19 protein-coding genes are annotated in these 26,419 nt (G+C 63.3%); 5 read left to right on the top strand and 14 right to left on the bottom strand.

The window, feature by feature from the left end; translation table 11 throughout:
• Positions 1-41: 41 nt before the first annotated feature.
• The 3 genes from aspT to ACW9UR_RS19315 form a co-directional block, all read right to left on the bottom strand.
• Positions 42-1,727: an aspartate-alanine antiporter gene (gene aspT / locus ACW9UR_RS19325; RefSeq protein ID WP_458918701.1), complete on the bottom strand. Its 1,686-nt coding sequence runs from the start codon at positions 1,725-1,727 to the stop codon at positions 42-44.
• Positions 1,728-1,751: 24 nt separating this feature from the next.
• Positions 1,752-4,487: an ornithine decarboxylase gene (locus ACW9UR_RS19320; RefSeq protein WP_458918700.1), complete on the bottom strand. Its 2,736-nt coding sequence runs from the start codon at positions 4,485-4,487 to the stop codon at positions 1,752-1,754.
• Positions 4,488-4,620: 133 nt separating this feature from the next.
• Positions 4,621-4,866, bottom strand: a complete 246-nt coding sequence (locus ACW9UR_RS19315) for a hypothetical protein (protein WP_458918699.1) — start codon at positions 4,864-4,866, stop codon at positions 4,621-4,623.
• A 168-nt stretch (positions 4,867-5,034) separates the two neighbouring features.
• On the opposite strand from ACW9UR_RS19315, the gene ACW9UR_RS19310 reads away from it, so the two are divergent.
• The 4 genes from ACW9UR_RS19310 (at position 5,035) to ACW9UR_RS19295 (ending at position 9,800) form a co-directional block, all read left to right on the top strand.
• Positions 5,035-6,660, top strand: coding sequence for a tetratricopeptide repeat protein (locus ACW9UR_RS19310; RefSeq protein ID WP_458918698.1), 1,626 nt, complete (start codon positions 5,035-5,037; stop codon positions 6,658-6,660).
• A gap of 215 nt (positions 6,661-6,875) precedes the next feature.
• Positions 6,876-7,313: a hypothetical protein gene (locus ACW9UR_RS19305; RefSeq protein ID WP_458918697.1), complete on the top strand. Its 438-nt coding sequence runs from the start codon at positions 6,876-6,878 to the stop codon at positions 7,311-7,313.
• A 3-nt stretch (positions 7,314-7,316) separates the two neighbouring features.
• Positions 7,317-8,546: an HlyD family secretion protein gene (locus ACW9UR_RS19300; protein WP_458918696.1), complete on the top strand. Its 1,230-nt coding sequence runs from the start codon at positions 7,317-7,319 to the stop codon at positions 8,544-8,546.
• 96 nt (positions 8,547-8,642) lie between these two features.
• On the top strand, positions 8,643-9,800 hold the full coding sequence (locus ACW9UR_RS19295; protein ID WP_458918695.1) for an AI-2E family transporter: 1,158 nt from the start codon (positions 8,643-8,645) through the stop codon (positions 9,798-9,800).
• A 15-nt stretch (positions 9,801-9,815) separates the two neighbouring features.
• Here the strand turns inward: ACW9UR_RS19295 and ACW9UR_RS19290 are convergent, their stop codons facing one another.
• The 11 genes from ACW9UR_RS19290 to ACW9UR_RS19240 all read right to left on the bottom strand — a co-directional run bounded on the left by ACW9UR_RS19290 (position 9,816) and on the right by ACW9UR_RS19240 (position 25,442).
• Positions 9,816-12,386: a hypothetical protein gene (locus ACW9UR_RS19290; protein WP_458918694.1), complete on the bottom strand. Its 2,571-nt coding sequence runs from the start codon at positions 12,384-12,386 to the stop codon at positions 9,816-9,818.
• 13 nt (positions 12,387-12,399) lie between these two features.
• Entirely contained in the window at positions 12,400-13,458 is a 1,059-nt protein-coding gene (locus tag ACW9UR_RS19285; RefSeq protein ID WP_458918693.1) for a Gfo/Idh/MocA family protein, read from the bottom strand.
• Entirely contained in the window at positions 13,455-14,471 is a 1,017-nt protein-coding gene (locus ACW9UR_RS19280; protein WP_458918692.1) for a Gfo/Idh/MocA family protein, read from the bottom strand. Before ACW9UR_RS19280 ends, ACW9UR_RS19285 begins: the two co-directional genes overlap by 4 nt.
• 84 nt (positions 14,472-14,555) lie before the next feature.
• Positions 14,556-15,650, bottom strand: a complete 1,095-nt coding sequence (locus ACW9UR_RS19275; RefSeq protein WP_458918691.1) for an ABC transporter ATP-binding protein — start codon at positions 15,648-15,650, stop codon at positions 14,556-14,558.
• On the bottom strand, positions 15,647-16,723 hold the full coding sequence (locus ACW9UR_RS19270; RefSeq protein ID WP_458918690.1) for a carbohydrate ABC transporter permease: 1,077 nt from the start codon (positions 16,721-16,723) through the stop codon (positions 15,647-15,649). Before ACW9UR_RS19270 ends, ACW9UR_RS19275 begins: the two co-directional genes overlap by 4 nt.
• A complete protein-coding gene (locus ACW9UR_RS19265) occupies positions 16,723-18,159 on the bottom strand; it encodes a carbohydrate ABC transporter permease (protein ID WP_458918689.1) in 1,437 nt (478 codons plus the stop codon). Before ACW9UR_RS19265 ends, ACW9UR_RS19270 begins: the two co-directional genes overlap by 1 nt.
• 80 nt (positions 18,160-18,239) lie before the next feature.
• Entirely contained in the window at positions 18,240-19,505 is a 1,266-nt protein-coding gene (locus ACW9UR_RS19260; protein WP_458918688.1) for an ABC transporter substrate-binding protein, read from the bottom strand.
• A 131-nt stretch (positions 19,506-19,636) separates the two neighbouring features.
• Complete coding sequence (locus ACW9UR_RS19255) at positions 19,637-21,019, bottom strand: alpha/beta hydrolase (protein ID WP_458918687.1); 1,383 nt, start codon at positions 21,017-21,019, stop codon at positions 19,637-19,639.
• Positions 21,020-21,205: 186 nt separating this feature from the next.
• Positions 21,206-23,368, bottom strand: a complete 2,163-nt coding sequence (locus ACW9UR_RS19250; RefSeq protein WP_458918686.1) for a SulP family inorganic anion transporter — start codon at positions 23,366-23,368, stop codon at positions 21,206-21,208.
• A 678-nt stretch (positions 23,369-24,046) separates the two neighbouring features.
• Positions 24,047-24,442 carry a DUF302 domain-containing protein gene (locus ACW9UR_RS19245; protein ID WP_458918685.1) on the bottom strand — a complete coding sequence of 132 codons (396 nt, stop codon included), beginning with the start codon at positions 24,440-24,442 and terminating at the stop codon, positions 24,047-24,049.
• Between the two features lie 25 nt (positions 24,443-24,467).
• On the bottom strand, positions 24,468-25,442 hold the full coding sequence (locus tag ACW9UR_RS19240) for a TAXI family TRAP transporter solute-binding subunit (RefSeq protein WP_458918684.1): 975 nt from the start codon (positions 25,440-25,442) through the stop codon (positions 24,468-24,470).
• Positions 25,443-25,693: 251 nt separating this feature from the next.
• Here ACW9UR_RS19240 and ACW9UR_RS19235 point away from each other — a divergent pair, with 251 nt between their 5' ends.
• Entirely contained in the window at positions 25,694-26,416 is a 723-nt protein-coding gene (locus ACW9UR_RS19235; RefSeq protein ID WP_458918683.1) for a bestrophin-like domain, read from the top strand.
• Positions 26,417-26,419 lie beyond the last annotated feature (3 nt).

Below are 26,419 nucleotides of genomic sequence, written 5' to 3'. Positions count from 1 at the left end.
GCGTCGACACCTCGGACAGGCTGTCCTCCCCGCCATAACGGTCACAAGACGAGCAGCACGATCACGAGACCCCAGAGCGTCAACAGCGTGTTGCTGACCGCATAGGGCACCGTGTAGCCGAGCATCGGCACGTCGCTTTTCGCCACCTCGCCGACCATCGCCACCGAGGCGGTCGAGGTCCGCGCGCCGCCACAGCAGCCCAGGTTGATCGCGTCGTCGAACTTGAAGAGGTACTTGCCGATATAGGGCGCCGCCAGCATCGGCACCGAGGTTGCGAACAGGCCCCAGAAGAACAGGCCGAAGCCCGCTTCCTTCAACCCCTCGACGAAGGTCGGCCCCGAGGAAAGGCCGACAACGGCAATGAAGACGTTCAGGCCGACCGAGTTCATGAACCACAGCGTCGGCTGCGGAATGTTTCCGATCTGCGGCTTCACTGTGCGCAGCCAACCGACGAAGATCCCCGCAAGCAGCGCCCCGCCCGAAGTGCTGAGCGTGATCGGCACGCCACCCACCGGCAGCACCAGCGCGCCAATCAGACCACCGATCAGGATGGACAGGCCGACCAGCACCATGTTCGTGGTGGTCAGCGGACGGTCGGCAAAGCCCACGTGCGCGACGAAATGTTCGACGTTGGCTTTCGAGCCTGCGACACGAACGATATCGCCCCGGTTCAGCTTGGTACCCGGCTGGATCGGGATGTTCACCGCCGCCGAGCCACGCCGGATCGAATTCAGATAGACGCCGCGCGTGTAAGGCTCCTTCGCGATGTCGATTAGCTCGCGCCCATCGAGCGCCTTGTTGCTGATCAACACGTCGACCGCCTCGACCGGCACGTCCAGAAGTTCACGGTCGTCCACCTCTTCGGCGGTACCGAACAGGCCCACCAGCACCTCTCGCCGTCCCGAGACCGCAACCACATCACCGGCCTGAAGCTGAGTGTCGTCGCTTGGCATCACAAGCTCGCCGCCACGGCGCAGGCGCTCGATGAAGATGCGTTCGCCCTCGGCCATGGCCTCGAGCTGAGCGCGGGTGGTGCCGACCGCCTTGCCACCGTCGTGCACACGGTAGGCGCGCAGTTCCCGCGCGCGCCAGGCGCTGACATAGGTGCCGTCCTGCGTGCCGCCCTTCAGCACTTCCCGCTCGTACCGCTTGCAGGCGTCCTCGAGATTGGTGCCGAGCATTTTCGGCCCCATAAACGCCAGGATCCAGCCGGTGCCGATGGTCCCGAACAGATAGGTGATCGCATAGGCCACGGGGATCCGGGCCATCTCGGCCTCGGCGTTCTCGATGCCCGAATTGCGGATCGCATCCTCCGCCAGGCCGATCGAGGCCGAGATTGTCTGCGCCCCGGCCAGCAACCCCGCCGCAAGCCCCGGCCCGTAACCCGCGACCATTGCGGCGATCCAGACCGACAGCAGGCAAAGCGCGGAAACGACCACCGCGAACAGCGCCTGCGGTGCACCATCCGTCGCGATGCCGCGCACGAACTGCGGCCCGACGCCGAAGCCCACGGCGAACAGGAACATGATGAAGAAGATCGATTTCACCTGCCCCGAGACCTCGATCCCCAGCTGACCGATGATGACGCCGGCCAGCAGCGTACCGGTGACAGCGCCCAGGCTGAAACTGCCGAAGCGCTTGGCCCCGATCCAGTAGCCGACCGCCAGCGTGAAAAAGATCGCGATGTGCGGGTTCGCCCGAAGCATCTCGACGAAGAAGGTCCACATGGTCTGGTCTCCTGCTCTCGGGCGTTACTTGCGCACGTGATCCTTGGCGTGATCCGGACGGATGAGCTTCAGCCCCTTGTCCTTCTCGAAGCCGTGGATTTCCTTCACGTCCAGCTTGCGCATGAAGTCGATCGTTTCCCTGGTGATGACCTGCCCCGGCACCATGATCGGGAAGCCTGGCGGATACGGGATCACGAAATTGGCCGAGATCATCTCGGGGCCCTTCTTCAGCCGCGCATCCACGTCGGGACTGTCGAGCGGCAGATACTCGCAGCCTTCGGCGTAATAGGCGCTGTAGAAGGCCGAGCGCATGTCCCCTTCCGAGGTCTTCTTGCCCGCGTCCCAGCGAAACGCCTCGTTGAAATGGCTGAAGTTCGGCAGGTCCGGCACGTCCTCCATCAGCGATTTCACACGTGCCGCGAAAGCCGCACGGGCATTCTCGCCGCCTTTCGCCAGATCACGCTCGATCCCGTGCGCGATATCGAGCAGCACCCGGATCAGGTTGGCGACATCGCTGCGGGTGTTGTTGATGTTGGACTGCAGCAGGACCGAGTTGCGTGAGGTCTTGTTGAACTGGATGTCGTACTCGTCCGCCATCAGCTTCTTGAACTGGGTGCCGTCGAAACCGGCCGTGCCGCAGACCAGTGTCATGCGTGTCGGGTCGAGGCAGAACTCGTCCTCGTGCATGGACCGCACCTGGTCCTCCCAGTCGACGCCCGGGGTCAGGAAATCGGTGAAACCGGTATTTCGGTACTCCGCCGGGATCATCTCGTCGGCGCCCAGCACCTTGAAATATTTAGAGATGACCGGGTGCGCGTTGATCTCCTGGCGGATATCGAGCGCGATCTCGATGGCGTTGGCGACCAGCCCGTAGCCCTCCAGCTCCATCTGGCGGCGAGCGACGTCGAGGCTGGCGATCAGCTGCTGGTTCGGGCTGGTCGAGGCATGGGTGAACACCGCCTCGTGGAACTGCGCCTCGACCTCGCCGAAGTCGATGTCCTTGACCAGCAGCATCGACCCCTGCCGCAGCGCCGACATCGACTTGTGGGTGGAGTTCGTCTGATAGACCCGAAGCCGGATCTTGCGCGGATCGGGGATCAGCCGGGTTTCCATCAGCTTTGCCGCCGAGGGGTTCTTCCCCAGTTCCTTCTGTTGCGCCTCATAGGCCTCGACCGAAGCCGGATCGTGCATCCAGGTCTCGATCGCCTCGGCCGCGCCCATCGCGGTGCGGGGTCGCAGGAACGGCGACCAGCGGGCGAACCCGAACCAGGCCTCGTCCCACAGGAAGATCAGGTCCGGCTTGATGGCGAGGCATTCCTCCATCACCCGGCGCGTATTGTAGATATGCCCGTCGAAGGTGCAGTTGGTCAGATCGACCATCTTGGCACGGTCCAGCCGCCCCTCGGCCTTCAGATCCAGCAGCGCCTTCTTGATGCTGGCAAGCGGCACCGCGCCGTACATCGAGTATTCCGTCATCGGGAACGCCTCGATGTAGAGCGGCTGGCCCCCGGCCAGCACCAGTCCGTAATGGTGCGACTTGTGGCAGTTCCGGTCCAGCAGCACGATATCGCCCGGCGCCACCAGCGCCTGATGCACCATCTTGTTAGAGGTGGACGTGCCGTTGGTGACGAAGAAGACATGATCCGCCCCGAAGGCGCGGGCAGCCATCTCTTGCGCCTGCTTGATGTTGCCCGTCGGCTCCAACAGACTATCCAGCCCGCCGGTCGTCGCCGAGGACTCGGCCAGGAATATGTTCAGGCCATAGAACTCGCCCATGTCGCGGATCCAGTCGGACTTGAACACCGACTTGCCTCGCGCGATCGGCAGCGCGTGGAAGGTGCTGATCGGGCGCATCGCGTATTTCTTGAGGTTGTCGAAGAACGGCGTGCGAAACCGGTCGTCGATGCCCTCCAGCACGCACAGATGCAGCTCCAGAAGTTCCTCGACCGAGTAAAGCACCCGGCGCACGTTCGCGGCCCGGGCATCGCCGGCGATCTGTTCGACATGGCGGTCGGACAGAAGATAGATATCCAGCTCGGGCCGCACCCGCTTCAGCGCATTGGCCAGCGACAGCGGCAGATCCGCGCCCGCGACATGCGCCGCATCGAAACCGGCCGAGGCCAGGAAGTCGCGCAGCACGGGAACCGGGTTCGAGGTCTCGTGGTCGAACCCCTCGTAGATCGTCACGGCGGAAATGGCCGGGTTCAGGATCGCGGCGCAGATCGCCTCTTCGAAGCTGGCGACGGGTACCGTCTCGTAGATGAACGCGTCCTCGGCGCGGCGCAGGTGGCGCATTTCCTCGATCAGGTGCTCGCTACGGGTCTCGGCGCCGGGCGCAACGAGCAGCATCTCGAAATAGGGCCGATGTGACTGCCCGCGGGCCAGCGTGGTGGTGTTCAGCTCGGGCGGCGTCTCGGCAACCGCCTCGGCGGATTGCCATACATCGGCGTCCTCCTTGTAGGACCGCGTCAGGATCGCTTCGGAGATACGCTGCGCGAGGATCGAGGCGGCCTCGGCGCGGCCGCCATCGATCCGCTGCCGCAACGACGCAAGCAGTGACCGCCCCGGATAGGCGAAAAAGGCCTCGTAAGGGCCCAGCTCGCCGAACAGACCGCGCACGGTGTCCTTGTCTCCGCGCCCCCGCGCCCAGTAACGCGCCGCCGCGTGAAGCGCGCGCCATCGGTCCGTTCTTGCACCCGGAAGCGAAAAGAAGTGATCGATCCGTCGGTCCGGACCGGTCTCGAGAATGTGCTTGTCCATGTTCCCCCCGGGTGGCAGCGGCCAGACAACCGCCGTTGCCGAAAGGCTACAGGGATGCTGCAAACCCGATCTATCCAGGGGGTGTAGCTTACTGTTAGCTCACGGGCTTTCCCGCACCCCGGTTCCCGGCGCATCACCGGCCGTCGACCGAATCGAGGCAGTCCACCAGTTCCGCCTCAAGTTCGCACAACACCGTGCGGTAGTCGTCCACCTCCGGGCGCAGATGTGCATCGGGGCGCGCCTCGAACCGCCGCAGGGAACTCAAGGTCAGCGCGAGATCCTCGCAAACCGCGCGAAAGCCCTCGTCCCGCAAGTAAAGCCTGCGGATCAGCAGCGCACGGTCCGGAAATCTCTCCGAGACTTGGTCGACGACACGCATTGACCCACGAAGCCTCCACGACGTAGCGTGTTCTTCAGATATTTCAGGAAGTGCGATATTGCCGTGATCTTGAAGATTGTCCGAATGGTCACGAGTACGTTACCGTAACATCGCAGCTTCCAGACCGGATTATTGATCGACAGACCGGCCGCCCCGGGAGGCTCCGACATGACGACTTTCGCACCCACAGCGGTGAGCGACGACTCCGTGAGGAAAGAACTCGAACGGATCCTGGGCTCATCCGATTTCCAGGCGTCCGAGCGCAACCGGCGCTTTTTGCAGTTCGTCGTGGACGAGACGCTGTCCGGGCGCGCCGACCGCATAAAGGCCTATACGATCGCGACGGGCGTCTTCGGCAGAAGCGACGACTTCGACCCGCAGCAGGATTCCATCGTCCGGATCGAGGCCGCTCGGCTGAGACGCGCGATCGAGCTGTTTTACCTCGTTGAGGGCGAGCGGGACGGGGTGCGCCTCTCGATCCCGAAAGGCGCCTATGTCCCGGTCTTCGAGAGAACGGAAAGCAAGTCGCCCGCCCCGCCGCCGCTCACCGATACCGCGCCGCCCCATTCCCTCCAGGAGCTCGGCCCAAGGCTGCTGGTCGAGAACTTCGATCAGGAAGGCGATCTGGATGGTATCTCGAAGATCGGGCGGACGATGACCCGCCAGGTCGTCGCCGCGCTGACGCGCTTCACCGAGCTCTTTGTCTACGGGTTCGAAACCGCCGACGCGCTCGCCGGGCCGGACGGCGACCGGGCGCCGCTCGTTCACGTCGATTACCGACTCATGGGCACCGTCAACGTCTCGGGCGAGCTGCTGCGCGTGGACCTGCTGATGAAGAAGGCCGAAGACGGCCGCTTCGTCTGGACACAGAGCTTTGAGCGCAAGCTGCCTGAACCTGAGCGCGTGATCAGCCTCTGCACCGAAATCGCCGGGGACATCGCCCGCGTCCTGGCCTTGCGCGACGGCATCCTGGACAGCCAGGCTCGCGAGGCCGTCGGCAACGAGCCGGCACAGCTTACCGGATATCAGAAGCTGCTGGATTTTCAGGACTACTGGCGGTCGCTCGACCCGTTGCTCTTCGAGCCGCTGCGCAAGGATCTCGAAGCCACCATCGAGGGCGATCCGAACTTCGCTGCGGCCTATCCCTGCCTCTCGTTGATGTATTCCAACGCCGCACGCTACGGCTACGACGTTCCCGGCCTGGACGTCCACCCGCTCGACCGTGCGTTCGAGCTGGCGCGGCGCGCGATCCATCTCGCACCCAGCTCCAGCCGCGCCTACCACGCCCGCGCCGTGGCCGAGTGGTTCTCGGGCTACCCGGACGAAAGCCTGAAGACGCTTCAGATCGCCAGGGCCCTGAACCCGAACGATCCGGAACTGCTTGCCGAGTTCGGCTTCCGCTATGCGATGCGGATGAACTGGGAAAGCGCGGTTGCGATGCTTGAAGAGGCCTACATCCGGAACCCGCTTCAGACCGGCCAGTACCGCATGGGGCTGGTCCTCTACCATTTCGCCCATGGCCGCTACGAGGACGCGCTGCGCGAATGCCGGGCGATCGATGCGCCGAGGATACCCTATGTACCAATGATGGCGGCGGCCGCGCTGAACGAACTCGGGCGTCACACCGAGGCGCGCGAGCGGCTGGACGAGGCCCACAAGCTCGCCCCCAGCCTGCGAACGAAGCTGGCGCAGGATCTCGTCTTCCGCCAGATCCATCCCGACCTGATCGGGGCGGTGACCCATGCCATAGCACGCATCGACCCAAGGTGGGGGGCGTCACTGCGCGCCGGCTGAAGAAGCCAAGGCAACTGTCGGTCTGCCGAGTTTACCGCAAGCATTTACAGTAAGTTACCCCCGCCACGACAGATGCCGGTGACGGGACATGCAAGTTGCCTCATAAAGGCGGGGCCGCTATTGTCCGAAGCGCATCCTGCCGATGCCGAACCACCCGACACCTGCCCGGCGGGTCCCGCTCGGGTTAACGCCGCCCCCGCCAGATGGAGACCTGCATGGACACCGAACACGAAGCGTCCCACGCCATGCACCCGCTCGCAACGCATCACCTGCCTATGTTCGTTCCAGGCCCGGACGAATCCGATTGGCTGATGACCTCGATGGGGGTCTTCCTGATCCTGGCAATTATCGGGATCGGCGTCTTCTACCTGAAGCTCCACGCCCTGCCCGAGCACATGGCGCACCGGGGCCAGAAGCTCCAGTACGAGATCGTGGCGGTCCTGGCGCTGATCGCGCTGTTCACCCACAACCACATTTTCTGGATCGCGGGGCTTCTGCTGGCGCTCGTCCCGCTGCCCGATTTCACGACGCCGCTGACCTCCATGGCCCGCTCGCTGGGCAAGATGGCAGGCGAGCCCGAACCACCAGCGGAAGACAACACACCGACTGCGGGGGCGTCGAACGAGGCGCCGACCGAGATGCGGGGCGCCTGACCGATGCTCGAACTCATGCTCTGCTCCTCGCTGACGATCCTGCCGGATTTTCTCTATCGCCGCTTCGTTCAGGGCAAGCGCGTCGGCAAGGAGATCACGTTGTTCTCCGTCTGGTACGAACTGCGCTGGGGCATCACCCTCTGCGTGATCCTGACGATTTCGCTGATTACCACGATCTTCTACTTCCACCCCTCGACCAAGGCTGCGACCTCGGTCTTCCGCACCGTCACCATCCTGCCCGAGACCAACGGCCGCGTGGCCGAGACCTATGTGGACATCAACGGCATCGTGAAGGAAGGCGATCCGCTGTTCCGGCTCGACAGCACCTCGCAGGAAGCCGCCGTCGAGGCGGCGAAACGCGCGATCGACGAGATCGACGCCCAGGTCCGCGTCGCGACCGCCCAACTGAAAGAAGCCGAGGCCCGGATCGTCCAGGCCCGCGGCAACTACCAGCAGGCCTATGACGAATACGAGACCCGGCAGGAGCTTTATGATCGCAACCCCGACACGGTCTCGAAGCGCGAAGTCGACCGCGCCCGTGTCCGCGTAGACACCGAGCAGGGTCTTGTCGATGCCGCAATTGCCGCGCGCGAGGTGCTGCAGACCACGATCGACTTCGAGCTGCCCGCCCGGAAAGCCCATGCCGAAGCGACCCTGCACGAGGCCGAGGTGGACCTCGAGAAGACGCTGGTGGTGGCCGGGACCGACGGCGTCGTGCAGCAGTTCACGCTGCGCCCCGGCGACGTGGTGAACCCGATGCTGCGCCCTGCCGGCATCCTCGTGCCGGAGCGCAAGGTCACCGGCCTTGCCGCGGGATTCGGCCAGATCGAGTCTCAGGTCATCAAGCTCGGCATGATCGGCGAGGTCGCTTGCATGGCGAAGCCGTGGCAGGTCATTCCGATGGTCGTAACCGAGATCCAGAACGTCATCGCCAGCGGCCAGATCCGCCCAACCGACCAGCTTGTGGAGCTTCAGAACGTCTCGACCGCAGGCTCGATCACCGTGATCATGGAGCCGCTCTACGAGGGCGATCTCGAAGGTCTGCCGCAGGGCGCCAGCTGTATTGCGAACCTCTACACCAACAACCACGACGTGATCGCAGACGAAAGCACCGGCAGCGCCAAACGCGTGATGCTGCACGGGATCGACGCCGTCGGGCTGATCCACGCAGCGATCCTGCGGATCCAGGCAATTCTGATGCCGGTGCAGTTGCTGGTGCTGAAGGGCCATTGACCGCGAACCGGAGGGCGACGTCATGAGGGGACCGCGGGCACAACCGTCCTTGGACGCCGCGCTTCACCGTTCCCGCTCGCCTGCCGGAGCCACGCGATGACACAGCCGACCGAAGAGAAACACACTCCGCCGCAGGCAGGAGACGAAGCCGCCGAGCGGATCGACCAGTTCGAAGCCCGGATGATCGACCTGGTTGTCCGGCTTTCGCTGCTGGGTCTCTTCGTCTACTGGTCCTTCGGCCTGATCCGCCCGTTCCTGGTGATCGGCGTGTGGGCTGTGGTCCTCGCGGTGATCCTGGCCCCCATGCACGTCTGGCTGGCACGGAAGATGGGAGACCGGAAAAGTCTGGCGGCGACTCTTCTCACAATAGCGCTGCTCGTCGTTGTCATCGGCCCGGTCGCCGCGATCACGCGCAGCTTCATCGAGAACACCAACGATCTGGTCGCCCAGATCAACGCCGGCACACTAAGCGCGCCGCCGCTTCCGCCCCGGCTCGCCTCGTTGCCGGTCGTGGGTGACAAGGTCGCAGAGTTCTGGGCCGCCAGTTCGGCCGGCATCGACGAGGTCTTTTCCCGCTACCACGAGATCCTCACGCCAATCGGCTCGCGCGCATTGGGACTGATATCCGGCATCGGCTTCGATCTGCTTCGCATCCTGTTCGCGATAATCCTGGCCGGCGTGCTGCTCGTTCGTGGACCCGCGCTGGCGCACGGGGGCCGGATCCTTGCCTCGCGCGTTGTCGCCCCGCGCGGTGCCGAGTTCGTGGATACAGCCACGCTGACGATCCGCAACGTATCGCGCGGCGTGATCGGGGTTTCTGCGCTTCAGTCTCTTGCGATCGGCATCGTATTCCATCTCGCCGACGTCCCCAGCGCCGGGATTCTCACCTTCGTCATGCTGTTCCTGTGCATCATCCAGATCGGCCCCGGACTCGTGGTGGTGCCTGTCCTGATCTGGGCCTGGCTCACGATGTCGGGCATGACGGCCCTGCTTCTGACCCTCGCCGTCGTACCATTGACCCTGATAGACAACGTTCTGAAGCCGCTCTTGATGGGCCGGGGGCTCAAGACACCGGCCGTGGTGATATTCGTGGGAGTTGTCGGAGGCACGCTCAGCTATGGTCTGATCGGGTTGTTCCTGGGCCCGGTCGTGCTCGGCGTCTTCTACGACCTGGTCGTGACGTGGACGCTGAACGATACGGACACGCAGACCGGGAACGAGGCAGCCGAACCGCCGCAAGACCCGGCCGCCTGATCCCGGTTCAGCGCATCACCGCAGCTTGTTCCACTCGGCGAACTCGCCGCCGTTCACCGACACGAACGGCACCGGGGAGCCAAAATCCTGCCGCAGCTCCTGCCCATCCTTCGTGAAGTGTCCGGATCGATAATCCAGCGCATAAGCTCCATACCCGAGCCGGAGTGCTTCCCGGTCGAAGTCCAGCGCATCGTTCTGCAGCCGCTCCTGCAAGCGGGCGACGTCCGCCTCGGACACATCGGTCTCAAGCGAGACAACCCAGGCGGTCCGCCGGGCGTTGGCCCGGAAGATTGCCCCGCGATAGGCGCCCCGCGTCTCCACCTCCAGCGGCTCCGAGCACCAGATGCTGGCACAGGCCTGCCCCGATCGCAGCAGCACGCCCTTCTCGCACTGCCATAGCTCATCGAAAGCCGGGGTGATTGCGAAGAGCTGGCTATGGGGGATGTACCGGTCGTCTTCGGGCACGTCGTAAATCATCAACGCCGTGCCGCCATGCTGCGCGACCCTCGGCAGCCAGTGGTTGCCCGCAAGCCGCGAAGGGCGGCGTTCCGACCAAGGCTTCCGGTCACCGGGATGGTTGATCCACAACCGCGCCATAGGGTTCCCGGCGAACTGGACGTCGATCACATGCTGCTGTGCGCCGCGTGTCCCGGTCATGTGGTCCGAAACGGTCGAAAGCTGCACCTGGTCCGTCTTCCACAGCGTCAGCTTGCCATGCTGCCGGAACCCCTGATGATAGCGCGCCTCGATCAGTTCGCCCCTGGCGGGGCGCGCGAACCGGGCCGCAGCCTCTGGCGGCTCGTAGTCCGACAGGCAGAAGCTGAACGCCGCGCGCCCCTGCGCCGGGTAGTACGTGCCGCCGAAGGCGATGGCCGCCGTCACAGCCAATTCGTTGATCGGGCCGGGCAGCAGTTCCTTCTCATAGGACCGCCCCTGCGTCCCCGCAGGCACGCCGCCCGTGGTGTGGAGTCCCGTCATCACGAAGATCCGGTCCAGCAACTGCTTCGCCTTCTGCTTCAGCACCTCGTCGGGCGACAGGTCGTGCAGCGCCAGCAGGGCGAACATGTCGATCGGGTAATAGGCGGCCGAGTTCCACTCGCACAGCCCGAAGCTCTCTATGGATTCGAACCACCGATATAGCCGCTGCCGCGCCTCTGCCTCATGGGTCTCGCCCAGCCGGCCGCTGTTTGGGAAGCGCCTGTCCGGGAAGAGGTGTCCGGCGATGTATTGCGAGATGTGGAAGCAGAGGATGTGGTTCTCGGACCAGAACCACATGGCATCGTTGCCCGGCTCGGTCACCCAGAAACGAAAGCCCAGCAGTGCGCGTTCCAGCCGCACTTCGAGGTCTTCGGGAAGGGTCCCGCGATAATCGCGCCAGATGCGCAGCGCCGCCAGATAGGCGAAGTCAGAGCAATCGTGGCGACTCTCGATCAGCCGCAATCCTTCTTCAAGCACACGGCGGGTCCTGTCGGAGCAGACGCCCTGCGCCAGATGTACCATCGCGACCGAGATCTCGCTGCCGGTGTCGTTCAGCGTGTGGCGAAGCACCTCGGCCTTGCGCGCGGCGACGTCCCTACCGTGAAGCGGAATGGCCCGCGTCAGGATCGTTGTCCCCAGACGCTTCGGGATCCGCACGTCGCCGACGCGTGCGCAAATGGTGACTTCGGAACATCCCGTCGGAAGTGTCTCGACATCCGGGAACGTCACCGTCGACGCCCCCGGCTCCAGCGTCAGCGTGATCGGCGGCGTATCCAACCACTCGTAGCTGTGGTTACGCGCCGCCTGCCCCAGCGAGACCACTTCGACCGGCAGCCCGAAACGCGGCGGCTGCTCGAGGCCAAGCGATAGCGGCCCCCCATCGAAGTAGACCCGATCGAAATCGAGCCCGTCGATCACGGCCATCGCATCCTCGAGCCGCTCGGGGTCCGCCGCGGGCACGGAGTACGAGACCTCTGCCCCCGAGATCCAGGTCACCGCAAAATAGTTGACCGTGTTCCGCTCGTGCAGATCCTCCAGTTCGACGGTCAGGTCCACGTCCCCCGCGGGAAGGTCCAGTTCCACCTCGCGCGAGCTTTCGTAGTTGAAGGACCAGGGTGCGAAACTCTCGACCAGTTCGTCGCCCAGCCACAGGCGAATGGCCCCGCAGGCGGTCAGGCGAAAGCGCGCACGCCCGCCTTCGCCCGTATGCAAGCGACAGCGCAACGCCCGGCGGATCAACAGCGGCACATAGGCGAACAGCGAGAAGTCGACGTTCGGCGAACTGCTGTTCACATAGAGATGCTCGAACGGCCCTGCAGGCACGGCGGTGTCCGTAAGCGGACCGCGTGCATCCAGCTTGTCCCGCGCAGGCGAAAGGCCGGTGACCGCGGCTAGAAACCGGTAATCCACCTTATCGACAGTGGGCCGCATCTCACCTTCCCAATGCTCGATGCTCGGGTTGGTGTAGAGCCAGCGATTGATCGCCTCACCCGCCGCCAGCTTGTGCGGGGTGGTGTTAGTCGGTGGCGTGTCCCCTTCGCCCGCCGGCGCCGGATAGTCGGCGCGATTGTTGTCGGTGTGAAGCTCGTCGAGATTGGTGCCGTACATCGCTATCCGTGCCTCAGGCTGCCGGCGCCCAACCGGAGTAAAGAGGGTTTTCCGGCCCAACCGGCAGGCTAACCCGGGCGCCAGTGCGGCTGGCGTGATAGATCGCGGCGACAAGCTCGATCGAGCGGCGGCCGTCCTCCTGCGTGACAGCGCGGCCGGGCCTGCCGCCAAGATGATCCGCTATGGCGTCGAAGTACCCGATGAAGCCGGGATGCACCGTCGGCACCTCGGCAAGGACCGCATCCACATCCGCCTGTTTCGCGGGCTCTCGCGCGAAGAATTTCCAGGCCCCCGACATCGGGGCATAGGGCTCGGACCCGCTTTCGGCGGTCAGCCCGTCGAAGCAGAACCGGAACCGCGTCGTATCGTTGGCCGCACCCAGTGTAATCGAGCTGGTGGCGACAGCACCGTTCTCCATCTCGAACAGGATCGCCGCGCAGTCCTCGACCTCGATCGGGTTCACGCGGGTCGTCACCGTCGCGCTCAGCCGGGCGATTGGTCCCATGATCGCCGCCAGCAGATCGTGGTTGTGGATCGCATGGCCCAGCACCGCGCCGCCGTTCTCGCCCGCCCAGGTTCCGCGCCAGTCGACCGCATAGTAGGCCGCGCCGCGGTTCCAGTGGGTTTCGATGCTGGCCGCATAAGGCTTGCCGACCAGCCCTGCCTCCCGCAGCGCGTCGAGCTGCGCCGCCGCCTGACCGTAGCGATACTGGAACACCGGGAACAACTGCCGCCCACTGTCGGTAGCGACGGAAATCAGCGCATCCGCCTCGCGCAACGAGGGCACCAGCGGCTTCTCGCAGATTACGTGCTTGCCTGCCTCCATCGCCGCCTTCGAGACGCTGAAGTGCAGATGTGGCGGCAGGCAGACGTCGACGAGGTCGATCTCAGGGTCGGCCAGCACCGCGTTCAGATCGGTCTCGACGCGGATGCCGGTTCCCTTGACCATCTGGCCCGCCCGCTCGGCGTCGATGTCGCAGACGGTCCGGACCTCGAACCGTTCGCGAAGGACTGCATAGGCGGCCAGGTGGCTCTGCCCGATGCCCGCGCCGAGAATGGCGACCCGGATCATGCCGCAGTGCCTTCGGCCAGCAGCTGTGCCTTCAGCGCCAGCTCCATGACTTTGAACGCATGCTCCTGTGGCATCGCGGTCGCGGTCCGGTCCCGGACATCCGCCATCAGCCGCGCGAAATAGGGCAGCCCGGCGTCCGAACAATCGATCTTCTCGTAGCGCTCGGCGTTCACCAGAAACAGGTTGTCGGTCGCCAGCGGATTGGCGATGTCGACATACTTCCTGATCTCGATGTAGCCCTCGGTCCCCAGGATCGTCAGCCGCCCGTCGCCCCAATTGGGCAGCGCGTCCGGCGTGTACCAATCCACGCGGATATAGGCGTGAGCCTTCTCGTTGCGCAGCACCAGTTCGCCGAAGTCCTGAAGGCCCGGCGTCTCGGGGTTGGCGTAATTCCGGACGGTCGCGGTCGCGATATCGGCGTCGGTCGAGCCGGTGAAGTAAAGGAACTGGTCGATCTGATGCGAGGCGATGTCACAAAGAATCCCGCCATAAGCCTCGCGGTCGAAGAACCAGCCCGGACGGGTCGGCTTGTTCAGCCTGTGCGGGCCCAGTCCACAGGTCTGCACAACTTTCCCGATGGCACCCGCCTGCACCAACTCGGCGGCCCGGGTCACGCTCGGAACCTCGAACCGCTCCGAGAAGTTCACCGACCAGATACGGCCGGTGCGCGCCTGGCATTCGCGGATCCGGTCCAGCTGTTCAAGCGTCGTGCAGCCCGGTTTGTCGACCATCACGTCCTTGCCCGCCTCCATTGCCTCGATGGCCAGATCGGCCCGGCGGCTGGGAATGTCGGCAATCAGGATCATGGCGATCTCGGGATCGTCGAGGAAGGTCCGGCGATCCTCGACCCGGGGCAGATCGGGCAGGTATTTCTGCATCATGCCCTCGGTCTCGGGATGGCCCTCGTTCCACCAGCCAACGGGGATGCCGCCCGCGTCCATCAGGTTGCGGGACATACCGAAGATATGGCGATGCTCGATCCCGATCGCCGCGAACTTGAAGCTGTCAGTCATGGTGTCTCCTGTAAGTGTTCCCGAGAAACGGAGCACATCCGCACATTCGGGGTGCGTACTTGTCCAGGCCGGGACGGCCGAGGGTCATGTGAACGGGATCGCCGCCTCGTCCTCGTCGCTGAAGAGGTGAATGCTGTCCTTCGGAAAGGTGATGTGGATCTTCTGTCCGCGCGTGAGTGCCACCTGGCGCGGCAGCTGCACGGTGACCTTCTCGCCGGTCGACAGCACGGTGTAGATATACGTCACCGCGCCAAGCTGTTCGAAGTTCTCGACCCCGACCTCGATATCCCCATCGCCGTCAAGCGAGACATGGATCGCCTCGGGCCGCACGCCGACCGTCACTGCGTATCCGTCGGGCAATTGTAGATCGGTCGCGATCACACGCTCGTAGCCGGCGTCGAGCGTCAGAACGCTCTCTCCGCCCGACTGCCGGACGCGACCGGCGACGAAGTTCATTCGCGGCGCACCGATGAACCCGGCGACGAACTTGTTGGCGGGGTGGTTGTACAGCTCCAGCGGCTTGCCGACCTGCTCCACGTTGCCGCCGCGCAGGACCACGATACGGTCAGCCATGGTCATTGCCTCGACCTGGTCGTGGGTCACGTAGATCATCGTGTTCGACAGCTGCGCGTGCAGGTTCGAGATCTCCACCCGCATCTGCATGCGCAGTTCGGCATCGAGGTTCGACAGCGGCTCGTCGAACAGGAACACGACCGGCTCGCGGACAATGGCACGCCCGATCGCGACCCGCTGCCGCTGACCGCCGGAAAGCTGACCGGGGCGCCGCTCCAGAAGCTGCTCGATCTGCAAGAGCGAGGCAGCGGCCTGCACCCGCTCCTCGATCTCGGCGCGGGGCATGTTGGTGTTCTCCAGCCCGAACGACAGGTTCTTTCGCACCGACATGTGCGGGTAGAGCGCGTAGCTCTGGAACACCATCGCCAGTCCGCGATCCGAGGACGGCTTGTCGTTGACCCGGTTGCCGAGGATGTTCACGTCGCCGCTGGTCGGATCCTCCAGCCCGGCGATCAGGCGCAGCAGCGTGGACTTGCCGCACCCGGACGGGCCGACGAAGACGACGAACTCGCCCTCATGGATCTGCAGGTCGATGCCGTGGATGACTTCCAGTTCGCCGAAGGATTTGCGGATATCCCTCAGCTCGAGTGTCGGAGCGCTATTCATTTCAGACCTGTGTTTGCGATGCCGGTCGTGATGAACCGTTGCAGGTAGACGAAGACGAGCGTGACCGGGATCAGCGAGACCACCGTCATCGCAAGGACGTAGTGCAGGCTGGTGTCGAACTCGCCGGAGAAGGCGGTCAGGCCGATCTGGATCGTGTGCTTGGTCGGATCCGAGATCAGCACGATCAGCGGCCACATGAAGTCGTTCCAGCGCCAGATGACCGACAGGATCGCCAGCACCGACAGCGCGGGCATCGACAGCGGAATGATGATTCGCCAGAAGATCCGCCACTCGGATGCGGCGTCCATGCGCGCGGCTTCCAGCAGTTCGTCCGGGATTGTCAGCATGTACTGGCGCAGCAGGAACACGCCCGTCGGGGTCGCGGCCGCCGGGATGATGACGCCCCAGAGCGAGCCGAAGATGCCCAGCGTCCAGACCACGAAGAATGTCGAGACCAGCGTCATCGCACTCGGGATCAGCAGCGTCGAGATGATCAGCAGCGTGACGCTCAGCCGCCCCTTGAACCGGTATTTCGACAGCGCGAACGCCGCCATTGCGTTGATTACCAGCGTGATCAGCGTCGCCATCACTGTCACGAAGACGGAGTTGAACAGGTACGTGGCGAAATGGAAGTTCGTCTGCCCGTTCCGCTTCAGGATCGGGTCGAGGTAGTTCTCGACGGCGACACGGACGTCCTCGGCCGGTTCGAGGTCCACACGCGGAACCTCGAAGGTCTCGTCCGGTCGGTCGACCGGCGCCACCTCGGTGATGCGGCGCGTCGGCCCGGCCTTGAAGACCTCCACCCGATCGCCATCCTCGGTCTCGACCTCGTAGATGAACTTCTCGCCATACCCCTCGATGGTACGCTCGACCTGCTCGTAGGGCAGCAGCCGCGTATCGGACGTGTTCAACGCCCGTTCGGACTTGATCGAGGCAAGGAAGGTCCAGAGCACCGGCACCAGGATCATCAGTACCCCGAGGATCAGGTAGCTGAAGGCCAGCACATCGGTCAGCCCGATGCTGCCGTTCGCGCCCTTGGTCCGGGTCAGAAAGCGGGTGAGGCTGCGCATCATCAAACCCCCGAGCTGCGGCGCGACATGTAAAGCTGCGCGAAGGTGAACACGGCGATGATAAGCGCCATCAGGATCGACGCCGCCGAGGCGATGCCGTAGTCCGGATTCGGCGTCCCGAAAGCGGTGTCATAGATGTTCTGCACGATCATCCGGGTCTCGCTGCCCGGCCCGCCGCCGGTCAGCAGATAGGCCTCGTCGAACATCTGGAAGCTTCGGATCAGGACCAGCACCAGCACCACCAGCATCGTCGGAACCAGCAGCGGCATGGTAATGCGCGAGAAGACCCGGAACGGCTTGGTCGCATCCATCTTCGCCGCCTCGTAGAGATCGGGCGGGATCGCCTGCAGGCCGGCCAGCAGGATCAGCATGTAAAAGCCCATGTTCGACCAGGTGTAGACGAATATCAGCCAGAACATCGGCCAGCCGGTGTTCGGCGTGACCAGCCAGTTGATCGGGCGGAACCGGCCAAGGTCGAACACGGTGTCGAACTGGATCGTCAGCAGCAGCGCGGCAGCGGCGATGCAGAAGGCGATCAGCGCGTAGCGTATCCCTGCGCTGCCGGTAGAGACGAACCACGCCAGCCAGCCGGAAAGAACCAGGCCCGCCAGCAGGCTCGCCCAGCCTGGCGCGCCGGGCACGATTGCCGCGACGATATTCGACCAGGCCATAAGCGCCGTGAAAAGCACGCCGAATACGGTTGCCCACGCGACCGAGGGCTCACGCCCTGCCCGCAGCGTGCGCTCGCTCGCCACCAGCAGTAGGACGCCAAGGATCACCGTCATCGTCAGGTCGAAATAGGCCGTCGCCGACAGCGCGGAGATGGTCTCGGTCGTCGACCCCAGCGCCGCGTTCAGCGCGCCTTTGCGATCCAGCATCCACGACCAGATGTTCGCGATCACCACCGGCGACAGCATCACCGGGTAGAAGTACATCGCTCGCCAGAACCCACGCCCGGCCAGGGATTTGTTAACGACCAACGCGGTCATCAGCGAGGCAAGGCACAGCACCGGCACCTGCACCGCGACATAGAACAGCGTGTTGAACAGCCCGCGCCAGAAGGCATAGCCCTCGTTCGTGCAGGTCTTCGGCGTCAGGATCGTCTCGCAGTCGAAGATCCGCGTGTAGTTCTCGACGCCGATGAACGGACGCTCGTAGATGTTGATCGAGGGGCCGCCGGTCAGCGAGACCCAGAAGTTCAGGATCACCGGCACGAAGGTGAAGAGGCCGAAGATCACAAGGTTGGGCATCAGCAGCGCCCACGGCACGCCAGACCGACCGCGAACGGTCTGGATGTACTCCACCGGGAACCCGATGAGGTCCATGACGAACCTGGGGATCTGGTCGACCCGATAGCTCCGGTGCCGTAGCAGCCAGAAGCTGCCGTAGCCGACCCAGACCCCTCCGGTCACCATCACGAGAATGGCGGCAAGACTCATCCGACTGCTACCCGTGCTGAAGGTTGCGTGTGGCAGCCAGCCCGAAGGCGGGCCAACTGCCGTTTCACGTCAGCTCGCCGTCAGGAGGCGCCGGCTTCTTCGCGGATCTTCTCCAGCGCCTCGTCGAGGGTCAGTTCACCGTTCAGCGCGTCACCCAGGTACTTGACCGTCGCATTGAAAAATTCGGTGTTCCGCGCATCGCCCTGGATCCAGTAGGCCTGAGGTGCCTCCTCGGCCACTTTCGCGGCGGACTCGGCAAAGGTGTTCAGACCGTCCTGCACCGCCGCTGACGCGCCTGCGGCCTCGTAGTCGATGCCCTGGGTCTGCAGCTGCTTGTGCGCCGGGATCTGGTAGGAGTTGGCATAGAAATACTCTGCCACCTCGGTCGAGGCCATCCAGTCGACGAAGGCCGCAACCTCCTCCGGATGCTCGGTGTGCCCGAATGCCACGAGACCGCTTCCGCCCGGCATCGACCCGCACGCCGCCGGGCCGCAGGGCACCGGCACCACCGCCCATTCGAACTCGTCCCCGACCGAAGACTCGACGTTCAGCAGGTTCCAGGACCCGGACATGTAAAACGCAGCTTCCTGGGCAAAGAAGATCTCGTTGCCATTGGCATAGGTCTGCCCGGCGACCGCCGGCCAGATGTCGGGCGGCATCAGACCCGACGCGTGCCAGTCGAGGATCCTCTGTGCCATCTCGCGGAAGCCATCGTCCACGACCAGATCGCCGCCATCCTCGGTCACATACTGCGCGCCGTAGGAAATCGCCGGCCCGGCAAAGCGATGCCCCGAGCGGTCCATGACCATCCCGGCGTAAAGCCCCAGTTCGTCCTGCACCTGCTGCGTCGCCTCGGCCCAATCATCCCAGGTCGCGCCCGGCTCGGGGATTTCGACGCCGGCCTCTTCGAACAGGGTCACGTTGACATAGGGCCCGGTCACAGTGACTTGCGAGTGCCAGCCATGGATGCCATCAGGCTTGCCCGCACGATACCACGGCAAGAATGCGCCATAGGCGTCCTGCCAGTAGTCGGCATCCACATAAGGCGTGATGTCCAAATAATACCGGTTGAGCCCGCCCAGGCTGGTCACCGTAGCGATATCCGGCCCGGTCCCAGCCTCGAGCTGGATCGGAAGTTGGTCACGGATCACGTCATAGCCGACGATGTTGACGTTGATGGTCACGTCCGGAGCAACGTCCTTGTAGCGCTCGACCATGTCCGCCCAGACATCCTCGTTGCCGTTAACCATGAACTCCAGGTCCACGGCCTGCGCGGCACCGCCCGCCAGCATGGCCAGGACCGAAATCGCGCCTCCGGCCAGAAATCTGCGATCGACAATCTTCATGTTTCCTATTCCTCCCTGAACCGAAGCATCATCGGACGTGCTTCGCTGCGTCAAATCTACCTACTGGTAAGTAGGTGTCAATCGTGCAGTTCCTCTTCGAGTTGACTGCATTGCGCCGTTTCAAGACCCACCTAGAATTGGCGCGCCCGCGCTTTCAGGACTTCCGGATAATTCGTCGGAAAGCGCCACACGACCTCTCCGGGCACGCGGACGAGTCCCCTTTCGCTCGGATCCCGGTCGCTCAGAAGCGATATGAAGAGATCACTGCTCGCCCACGGCGACGACCGGAAATACCAGTGCCCATTGCCGGTCGAGGCTGCCTCCGCATTCGTCACGTCGATGATATGGAGATCCTTGATCGCACTCAGCCCCGAGACAAAATCGGGCGGAAGCGTACCCTTTTCCGCTGCCTGTCCGATCCGTTGGCGGCCGAACACGGCGCGCGAAATGGCGAGCGCGCTGTCCGTCTGGGACTGGTAGAAACTGATGTCCTCCACGGCATCAAGGAGGCCGTCTTCAAGCGCCTGAAGTACGAAAGACGTATCGAGGTCGCTTCCGATGAGAACAAGCCGCCCCAATTGCGGTTTCGGGTCAGGCAGCAGCGCGATCTGGTAAGCGACCTCGAACGCGAGCCGAGTTCCCGCGCTGTAGCCAATGAGGTGAATGCGGCGCGCTCGCGTGTTTTCCGACAGGTACTCGATCAGCGACCGCAGGTTACGCCGGGTGGATAGAATGGATTCCTGATCCTTGAAATACGCAAGACGGCTTGGAGTTGCCGTCCAGTTGTAGCTGACGAACGCGCCCTGATACCCGAGGAAATGCTGCAATTCTTTCGAAACGAGGGTCGAATAATCGAAGTCCACGTTGTAGCCGTGGATGTAGATGAAGATATCCTTGTTGCCAGAGCGGGCCAGTTGAGTGTCGATCCGCGCGGCGAACTCCCGACCGGCCGCCTGCATCGATGATTGGGACGGTGCATTCTGGAAGTACCTGGTCAGGCTGAACGGCAGGACGCCGATCTCATTCACCTGCGACACCCGAAGCTTGTAGGTCTCGTTCTTGTCCTTGAGCAGGGTGGTGCGCTTGATTTCCTCCCAGGTTTCCAGCGGCGGGGAGATCTGCACACGGGCTGTTCCGGCCCGAAGCAAATGCCCCCGCTCATTGTTGTAGAAGGCCTGCGGATCCGCTTGCCCGGACGGCATCCGGTCCGTGGCGTAGAAAAGCGTCGCGCGCTGTTGGACATTCGCTGTGTCAATGTTCGTGAACGGGTCTACGGCAGCCTCGGAATAGACCGTTGGCGCGGGCATTAACTCGATCTCGTCGTAAACATTCGGGCCGCATGCGGCGAGCATACAAACCAGGCCGAAAATGGCGCTGCGCGGAACACCGACAACTGGATGGCGTGGCTTGAACTTCCTTCTCCCCATACTGGCGCAGCCCACCTTCTGAATGGCTACGTTTAAGACGGGCTGCGTTTCTCTGCACCTTCGATGAAGAGCGACCAGATCATGCACGCACGTACGCCCCTTTGCGGCTGCGCCCCTCCCGACGGGCCTAAAGAAGGATGCATCGCCGAAACTGGCCATGCAACCGCCGCATCAGCCGTCACTGTGGTTCGGCGCTGGCGACATTTTGAAGAGGGCCGCCTAGGTCTCCTTGCAACATGCCGCTCAAAGCGTGGGGCCTCGCAAACCAATCGCTTATCTCCGCCCGAGGCCTGCATCACGATTATGCTCTGTCGTAAGCATGATCCGTCGCGCCATGGCCTCGGCAGAGGCTTTGTGAAAGTCCGACACGTTCGTCGACCGGGAGCTATCCAGATGGCTTGGGTCGATGCGCACGAGTTCGCAGGGCGTTTCCGCGACGATCCAAGCTGTGCGCGGTACGCCAGCATAGTGAGCGACCTCGCCAATAAGGGCGCCAGCGCGGAACTTGGCGATGATCTGGCGAACCCCACCAACGGCAGGAACCTCCGCACGGAGTTGTCCGCTGCTGACGACGTATAACTCGGTGCTATCGACACCGCTCTCCAAAAGCTCCTGACCATCGTGCAATGAGATGCGTCGAATGATGTCCTGACGACCTGCAAGTTCCTGCTCCAGCCGGTGAACGACCTCCAGGAGGCGCGGCTTTGGGACTGGCCGGTCCATGGTTTCATGCAGCAGGATATCCTCGACCCGTTCAAGTTCAGCATCCAGCGTGCCGTTGAACCGCAGTTGCTGTTGGCTCGGAACCGCCAGCCGTATCTGGCCTTCCAGTCCGGGCGATGCGCCGCAGAATATAACCTCTACGCCGGCAGCCATTGAGGTCCTGACGACGTCAACAAGAGAGACGGACGCCGATGCGTCAAGGCCAGCAACGCGACTGAAGTCGAGGATCAGAAAACGGACTTCGGACTGTGAGCCGAGCTCAGTTCTGGCCCGCGTTGCCACCTTGTCCGCCGTTCCGAAAAACAGGAACCCCGATAGCTCCAGGACAACGCAGGCATGACCGACTTGAGTCAGCTGCTGGATCTCTTCGTCGGATCGCTCCATCCACGACCGCCGGTCGGCGAGCGTGGACCTTGCGCGGACCACATCGGTGCTCGCATAGGCAAATACGAAGATCGCGGCAGCTGCGAGAGTTCCCAGGGCCAGCGCCTCCAGAAATCCGAGAGTAGCGGTTACCAGAACGATTAGAACGACAATCGCATATTCATACCGGGACAAGCGGCGGCGGCTGGCCAGAAGCCATGTACCCAGCAGGTCGAAGCCGAGATAGGCGACAACCATCGCCATCAAGCCGGCGGGCGCATAAGCGAGGTATTGGGTTCCGGCGACGGCAGCTGCGGCGCACGCGACGGCGGCGAACAAACCCGGCGCATGTCCCGTGAGACCCATTCGTCGCGCCAGAATGGACTCGCCCAGTATGATGTAACCGGGCAATCCGCCGAAAGGCGCGGACGCGAGATTGGCAAGCCCGGTCGCGCGCATGTCGCGCTCGGTGTCGGACGTCAGCTGGAAAATGATTGCGAGACCGGTGGTGTTGAGGAGCGAGCCGAGCAGCGCAAGGCCGGCAATCGCCGCCAGAGCCGGCGCGGCGCCGATCACTTCCATCCATTGAATGTGCTGGATGAACTGCCAGTCGTAGGCACTTCCCAGGTCCCGCTCATGGAACGGCCCCAGGAGCAGACCTTGGGCGAGCGCCGTTTCGAGCGAAATCCCATTGAATGCGAGGAAACCGTAAAAGCCGGATGTGGCCAGAACAAGAGCCGCAGGAAGCGTGAAGTCTCCGGGAACGAGATTTGCGACGATGGCCAGTACGAGCCCCGCTACGATCCACGGCAGCCAATGAAAGAGTGGTACGTTTCCGATCACGCCGAAGAGATTGAACAACGTGACGCTCTCGCGAGTCACGATAGCCACGGCACCCATCACGAGAAGATACCCCGTCGCAGCAAGAAACCCGGCGGTCACAGGATACGGCGTGTAACGAACCATGGCGCCGAGACGCAGAATACCGGCCAGAAAGACGCTGACCCCCGCAACGAGGCACGCCGCGACGGTCAATGCCAGAACCGTAGGAAAAAGCGCTTCGGTGGGCACGGAACTCGACGATGCAACACCGATCGCCGCCGCTCCGAGAACCACGGCGGTGGCATCCTGTGGATTGGCTATGACCCCGCGGATCGAGTAGGCGAAGGTGCCGACGACAGCCATGACTGCAGCCCCGAGCAGCGCAAAATCGGCACCTGCCCCAAGATAAGGCGCAAGAGGTCCAGTATAGATCAGCGCCGCGAACGATATCGCCAGCGTTACTGCCATAGCACCGATTACGATGCCCCCGACGGACCACTGTAATAGCCGAACCAGAAACATCTTCATGTGGTCAAGGTTCCGAATAGCACTCGGTTCGAGCCGGTTCAGGCCCGAATGATTGATGCTCCGGAAACTCGAAAGCGGTCGCTGGTAATGGCGCAGAATGGGCTGAACGCGATGTGCGCATTGTCTATCCCCCCTTTCTGCCCCGCTCGAGAATAGCCTGTCACCCTTTGCCAGATCAACTTCGGCCACCAGGGAACAGGAATTTGATCCGAGTGCGGATCGCGCCAATCGACCGTTTTCAATGGCCTTATCCAGCACCGGTCGACCAATTCTTCTTTGGCATCTGCATGGCTGCGGAACCAATGCCGGTTCCGACACTCGGGCGGCAACAGTCGAGAAGGCGGTTTTCCGAATGCGCCGGCGGCAAGTTGTCCCAAGCGCGATTAGGTCGGGGTCGCGCCACGCCGATAGGCCCAGAAGTCGACGTCACCCATAGTGGGAACGCCGCGATAGCCGGTCTAAAGCATTTACTCCGGCGCCGTATCTCGTCCGGCGTATGTCTTCTTCGCCCGTCCACGGGGTGAGCGCTTTGCCCCCGTCCGGGATCTTGCTCGCCTTCCTGGATTTCCCGTCCTTTACCGGCCAGGGAAGCTTGGCGCAAAGCACCGGCATCAATCTGGTCCGGTGTTGTAGGAGGAGAAGCCTCCCAAATCGACCAATCCGCCAGCACTCAACCATTCACGCAGTGAGCGCTGCGGACACCCTTTCCAAGCGCTCGTTTGCATCTCGCGCAAGCTCTCCTAGGGCTGACCCGCTGGCCTCACCAGACTGGCCCATGAGTTCCTCGGCATCCGGCAAGCGAACGCGCACGCCGTCCTCCGCGTCCTCAACCGTGACATTGCAAGGCAGCAGCAGGCCTATTTCTGGTGCCTCGGACAGCGCCTGATGCGCCAGCTTCGGATTGCAGGCACCGAGGATAGTGTAGTTCCGGAAATCCACGCCCAGTTTCTCCGCGAGCGTCTTGTGCATGTCGATCCGGGTGATGACCCCGAACCCCTCCTGCGCCAGTGCAGCGATCACCTTTTCAGTCGCGGCATCATGAGACAGGCTCAGATCAATCGTCTTCGCTGGCATCGATCGCCCTCCTTTTCTTTCCGGACTATCCGCCCGCGCCGGCAAAGATTTTCTCGGCCGCCGGATGCACCGGCGCCGTCAGCCCGATGGCGCGCCGTCCGAGCGGGTCGCCTTGCGGCAGAACCGGAAGTTCCTCGCTCAGAGCCTCGTAGTTCTCCAACAGCGTGCTGGTGAAAATCGAAACGATCTCGTCAGGAATGTCGTCGCGCACCACCAGTGTGGCGCCAACGGAGAATGTCTCCACCGGATCGGGAAAGCCCGAATATGTGCCACCGGGAATTGCAAACCCGTCGTAGTCGTCGTTCTCGTTCAGAAAAACGTCGACCCGGCGCCCCGCGACGGGGACAAGGACGAGATCGCATTCCTCGAGAAACCGCGCGACCGTCGGATTGGGGTGCCCGAACACCACCATTGTCGCATCTATGCGCCCCCCACACAGGCCGTCTGCGACAGCCGGCCCCATGAGTTCGCGCAATTCCACGCTGCCGTCATCAAGACCGAGCGCATCCACGAGCGCCTGCACGGTCGCACGGCGACCGGTGGACGGATGCCCGATATCCAGGACTTTCCCGCGGAGATCATTGACCGAAGCGATATCCGCATCCCGTCGCGCAATGAGCGTCAACGCTTCCTGATAGAGCGACATGACGCTCCGGAGCTCGGTCATGGGGCCATCATCTTCAAATCCGCGGATGCCGTAGACCGCGGCGCGTTGCCAATCCGACTGTACGAGCGCAAAGTCCAGTTCGCCCCGCTTCATCGCCTGAAGATTGTAGAGAGAACCCGGGGTCGCTTCCGGGCTGCAGCGCAGATCCTCCCGCCCGAGATCATTCACTCGCGCACAGATCGCCGTAGCAATCGCATAGTAGTTGCCGGTCAGAGTCGCGCCCCCGAATGTCACCAGCCGCAGATCGGCAGCCATGACGCTCGACGCATGGGCGAGAACACAGGTCAGTAGCGCCGCAAACCCACGGGCGGCGACAAGGCCGTTCCGAAGCATCATCCCCCCTACTACCCCGCTCAGGCAGGGCTTACCTATGTGTGCATTGTTCAATCGGAGAAGCTTCTGCCTCCAGCCCACACGATTTTTCCGGGTTTTTCAATCCTCCATCAGCGGCTACCATAACAGGGTGGCCGAAGCGGAATACCGCGGCCTCACAGGGGGGCGGCGCGGTGCCGGAATTCGTCTTCGACATACCGCCAAGGCAGCTTGCCATCTGGTTCTCGATTGTTGCGGTCGGGGCCGTTTTCGTGGGCTTGCTGCTGATCAAGCCGCTCTTCAGGATATTTTTCGGCACCGGTCCCGACTTCAACCAGAACCTCAGCTTCGGCGCTTCCGGCTTCAATCTGTTTTACGGCCTGCTTCTGGGCTTGTTGACCGTGTCCGCCTATCAGAACAGTGAACGCGTGCGATATGCGATCCTTGAGGAAGCGCTCGCGGTTGGCTCGCTCTACTCCCAGGTCGAGAACTATCCCGAGCCGACGCGCAGCGAGATACAGGTCATGCTGCGGGACTATGTGCTCTATACGATCCACCGAGACTGGCCCGCCCACCGCGAGGGCGAATTCCTAGACGGTGGCGCCAACCGGGCCGACGCAATCGCCGCGAAGCTCGCCAACTTCGAGCCGGGTACGCAGGGCGAAACGGTTTTGCACCAGAGCGCCGTCGGAAGCTTCCGCGACTTCTCGGTAGCGCGGCAACAAAGGCTCGCCGGGGTCATCACAAAGATCCCCGATGTCTTGTGGTACGCGGTCCTGGTGGGCGCGGTGGTGAACGTGCTGCTGTTATGCTTGCTGAGGATGCGGCCGCACACCCAGTTCATGGTGGGCACGATCACCTCGTTCTTCCTTGGCGTGATCCTCTTCGTGATCGTAACCCTCGATAACCCGCTTCGCGGTATTTCGGGGCTGGAGCCAGCACCGTTCGAGTTGCTCTGGGAACGGCAGCTCAAATGGGACGAGGGGCAGACATGACGG

Source organism: Halovulum sp. GXIMD14794, assembly GCF_054457455.1.
This window is presented reverse-complemented; position numbering and strand designations above follow the sequence as displayed.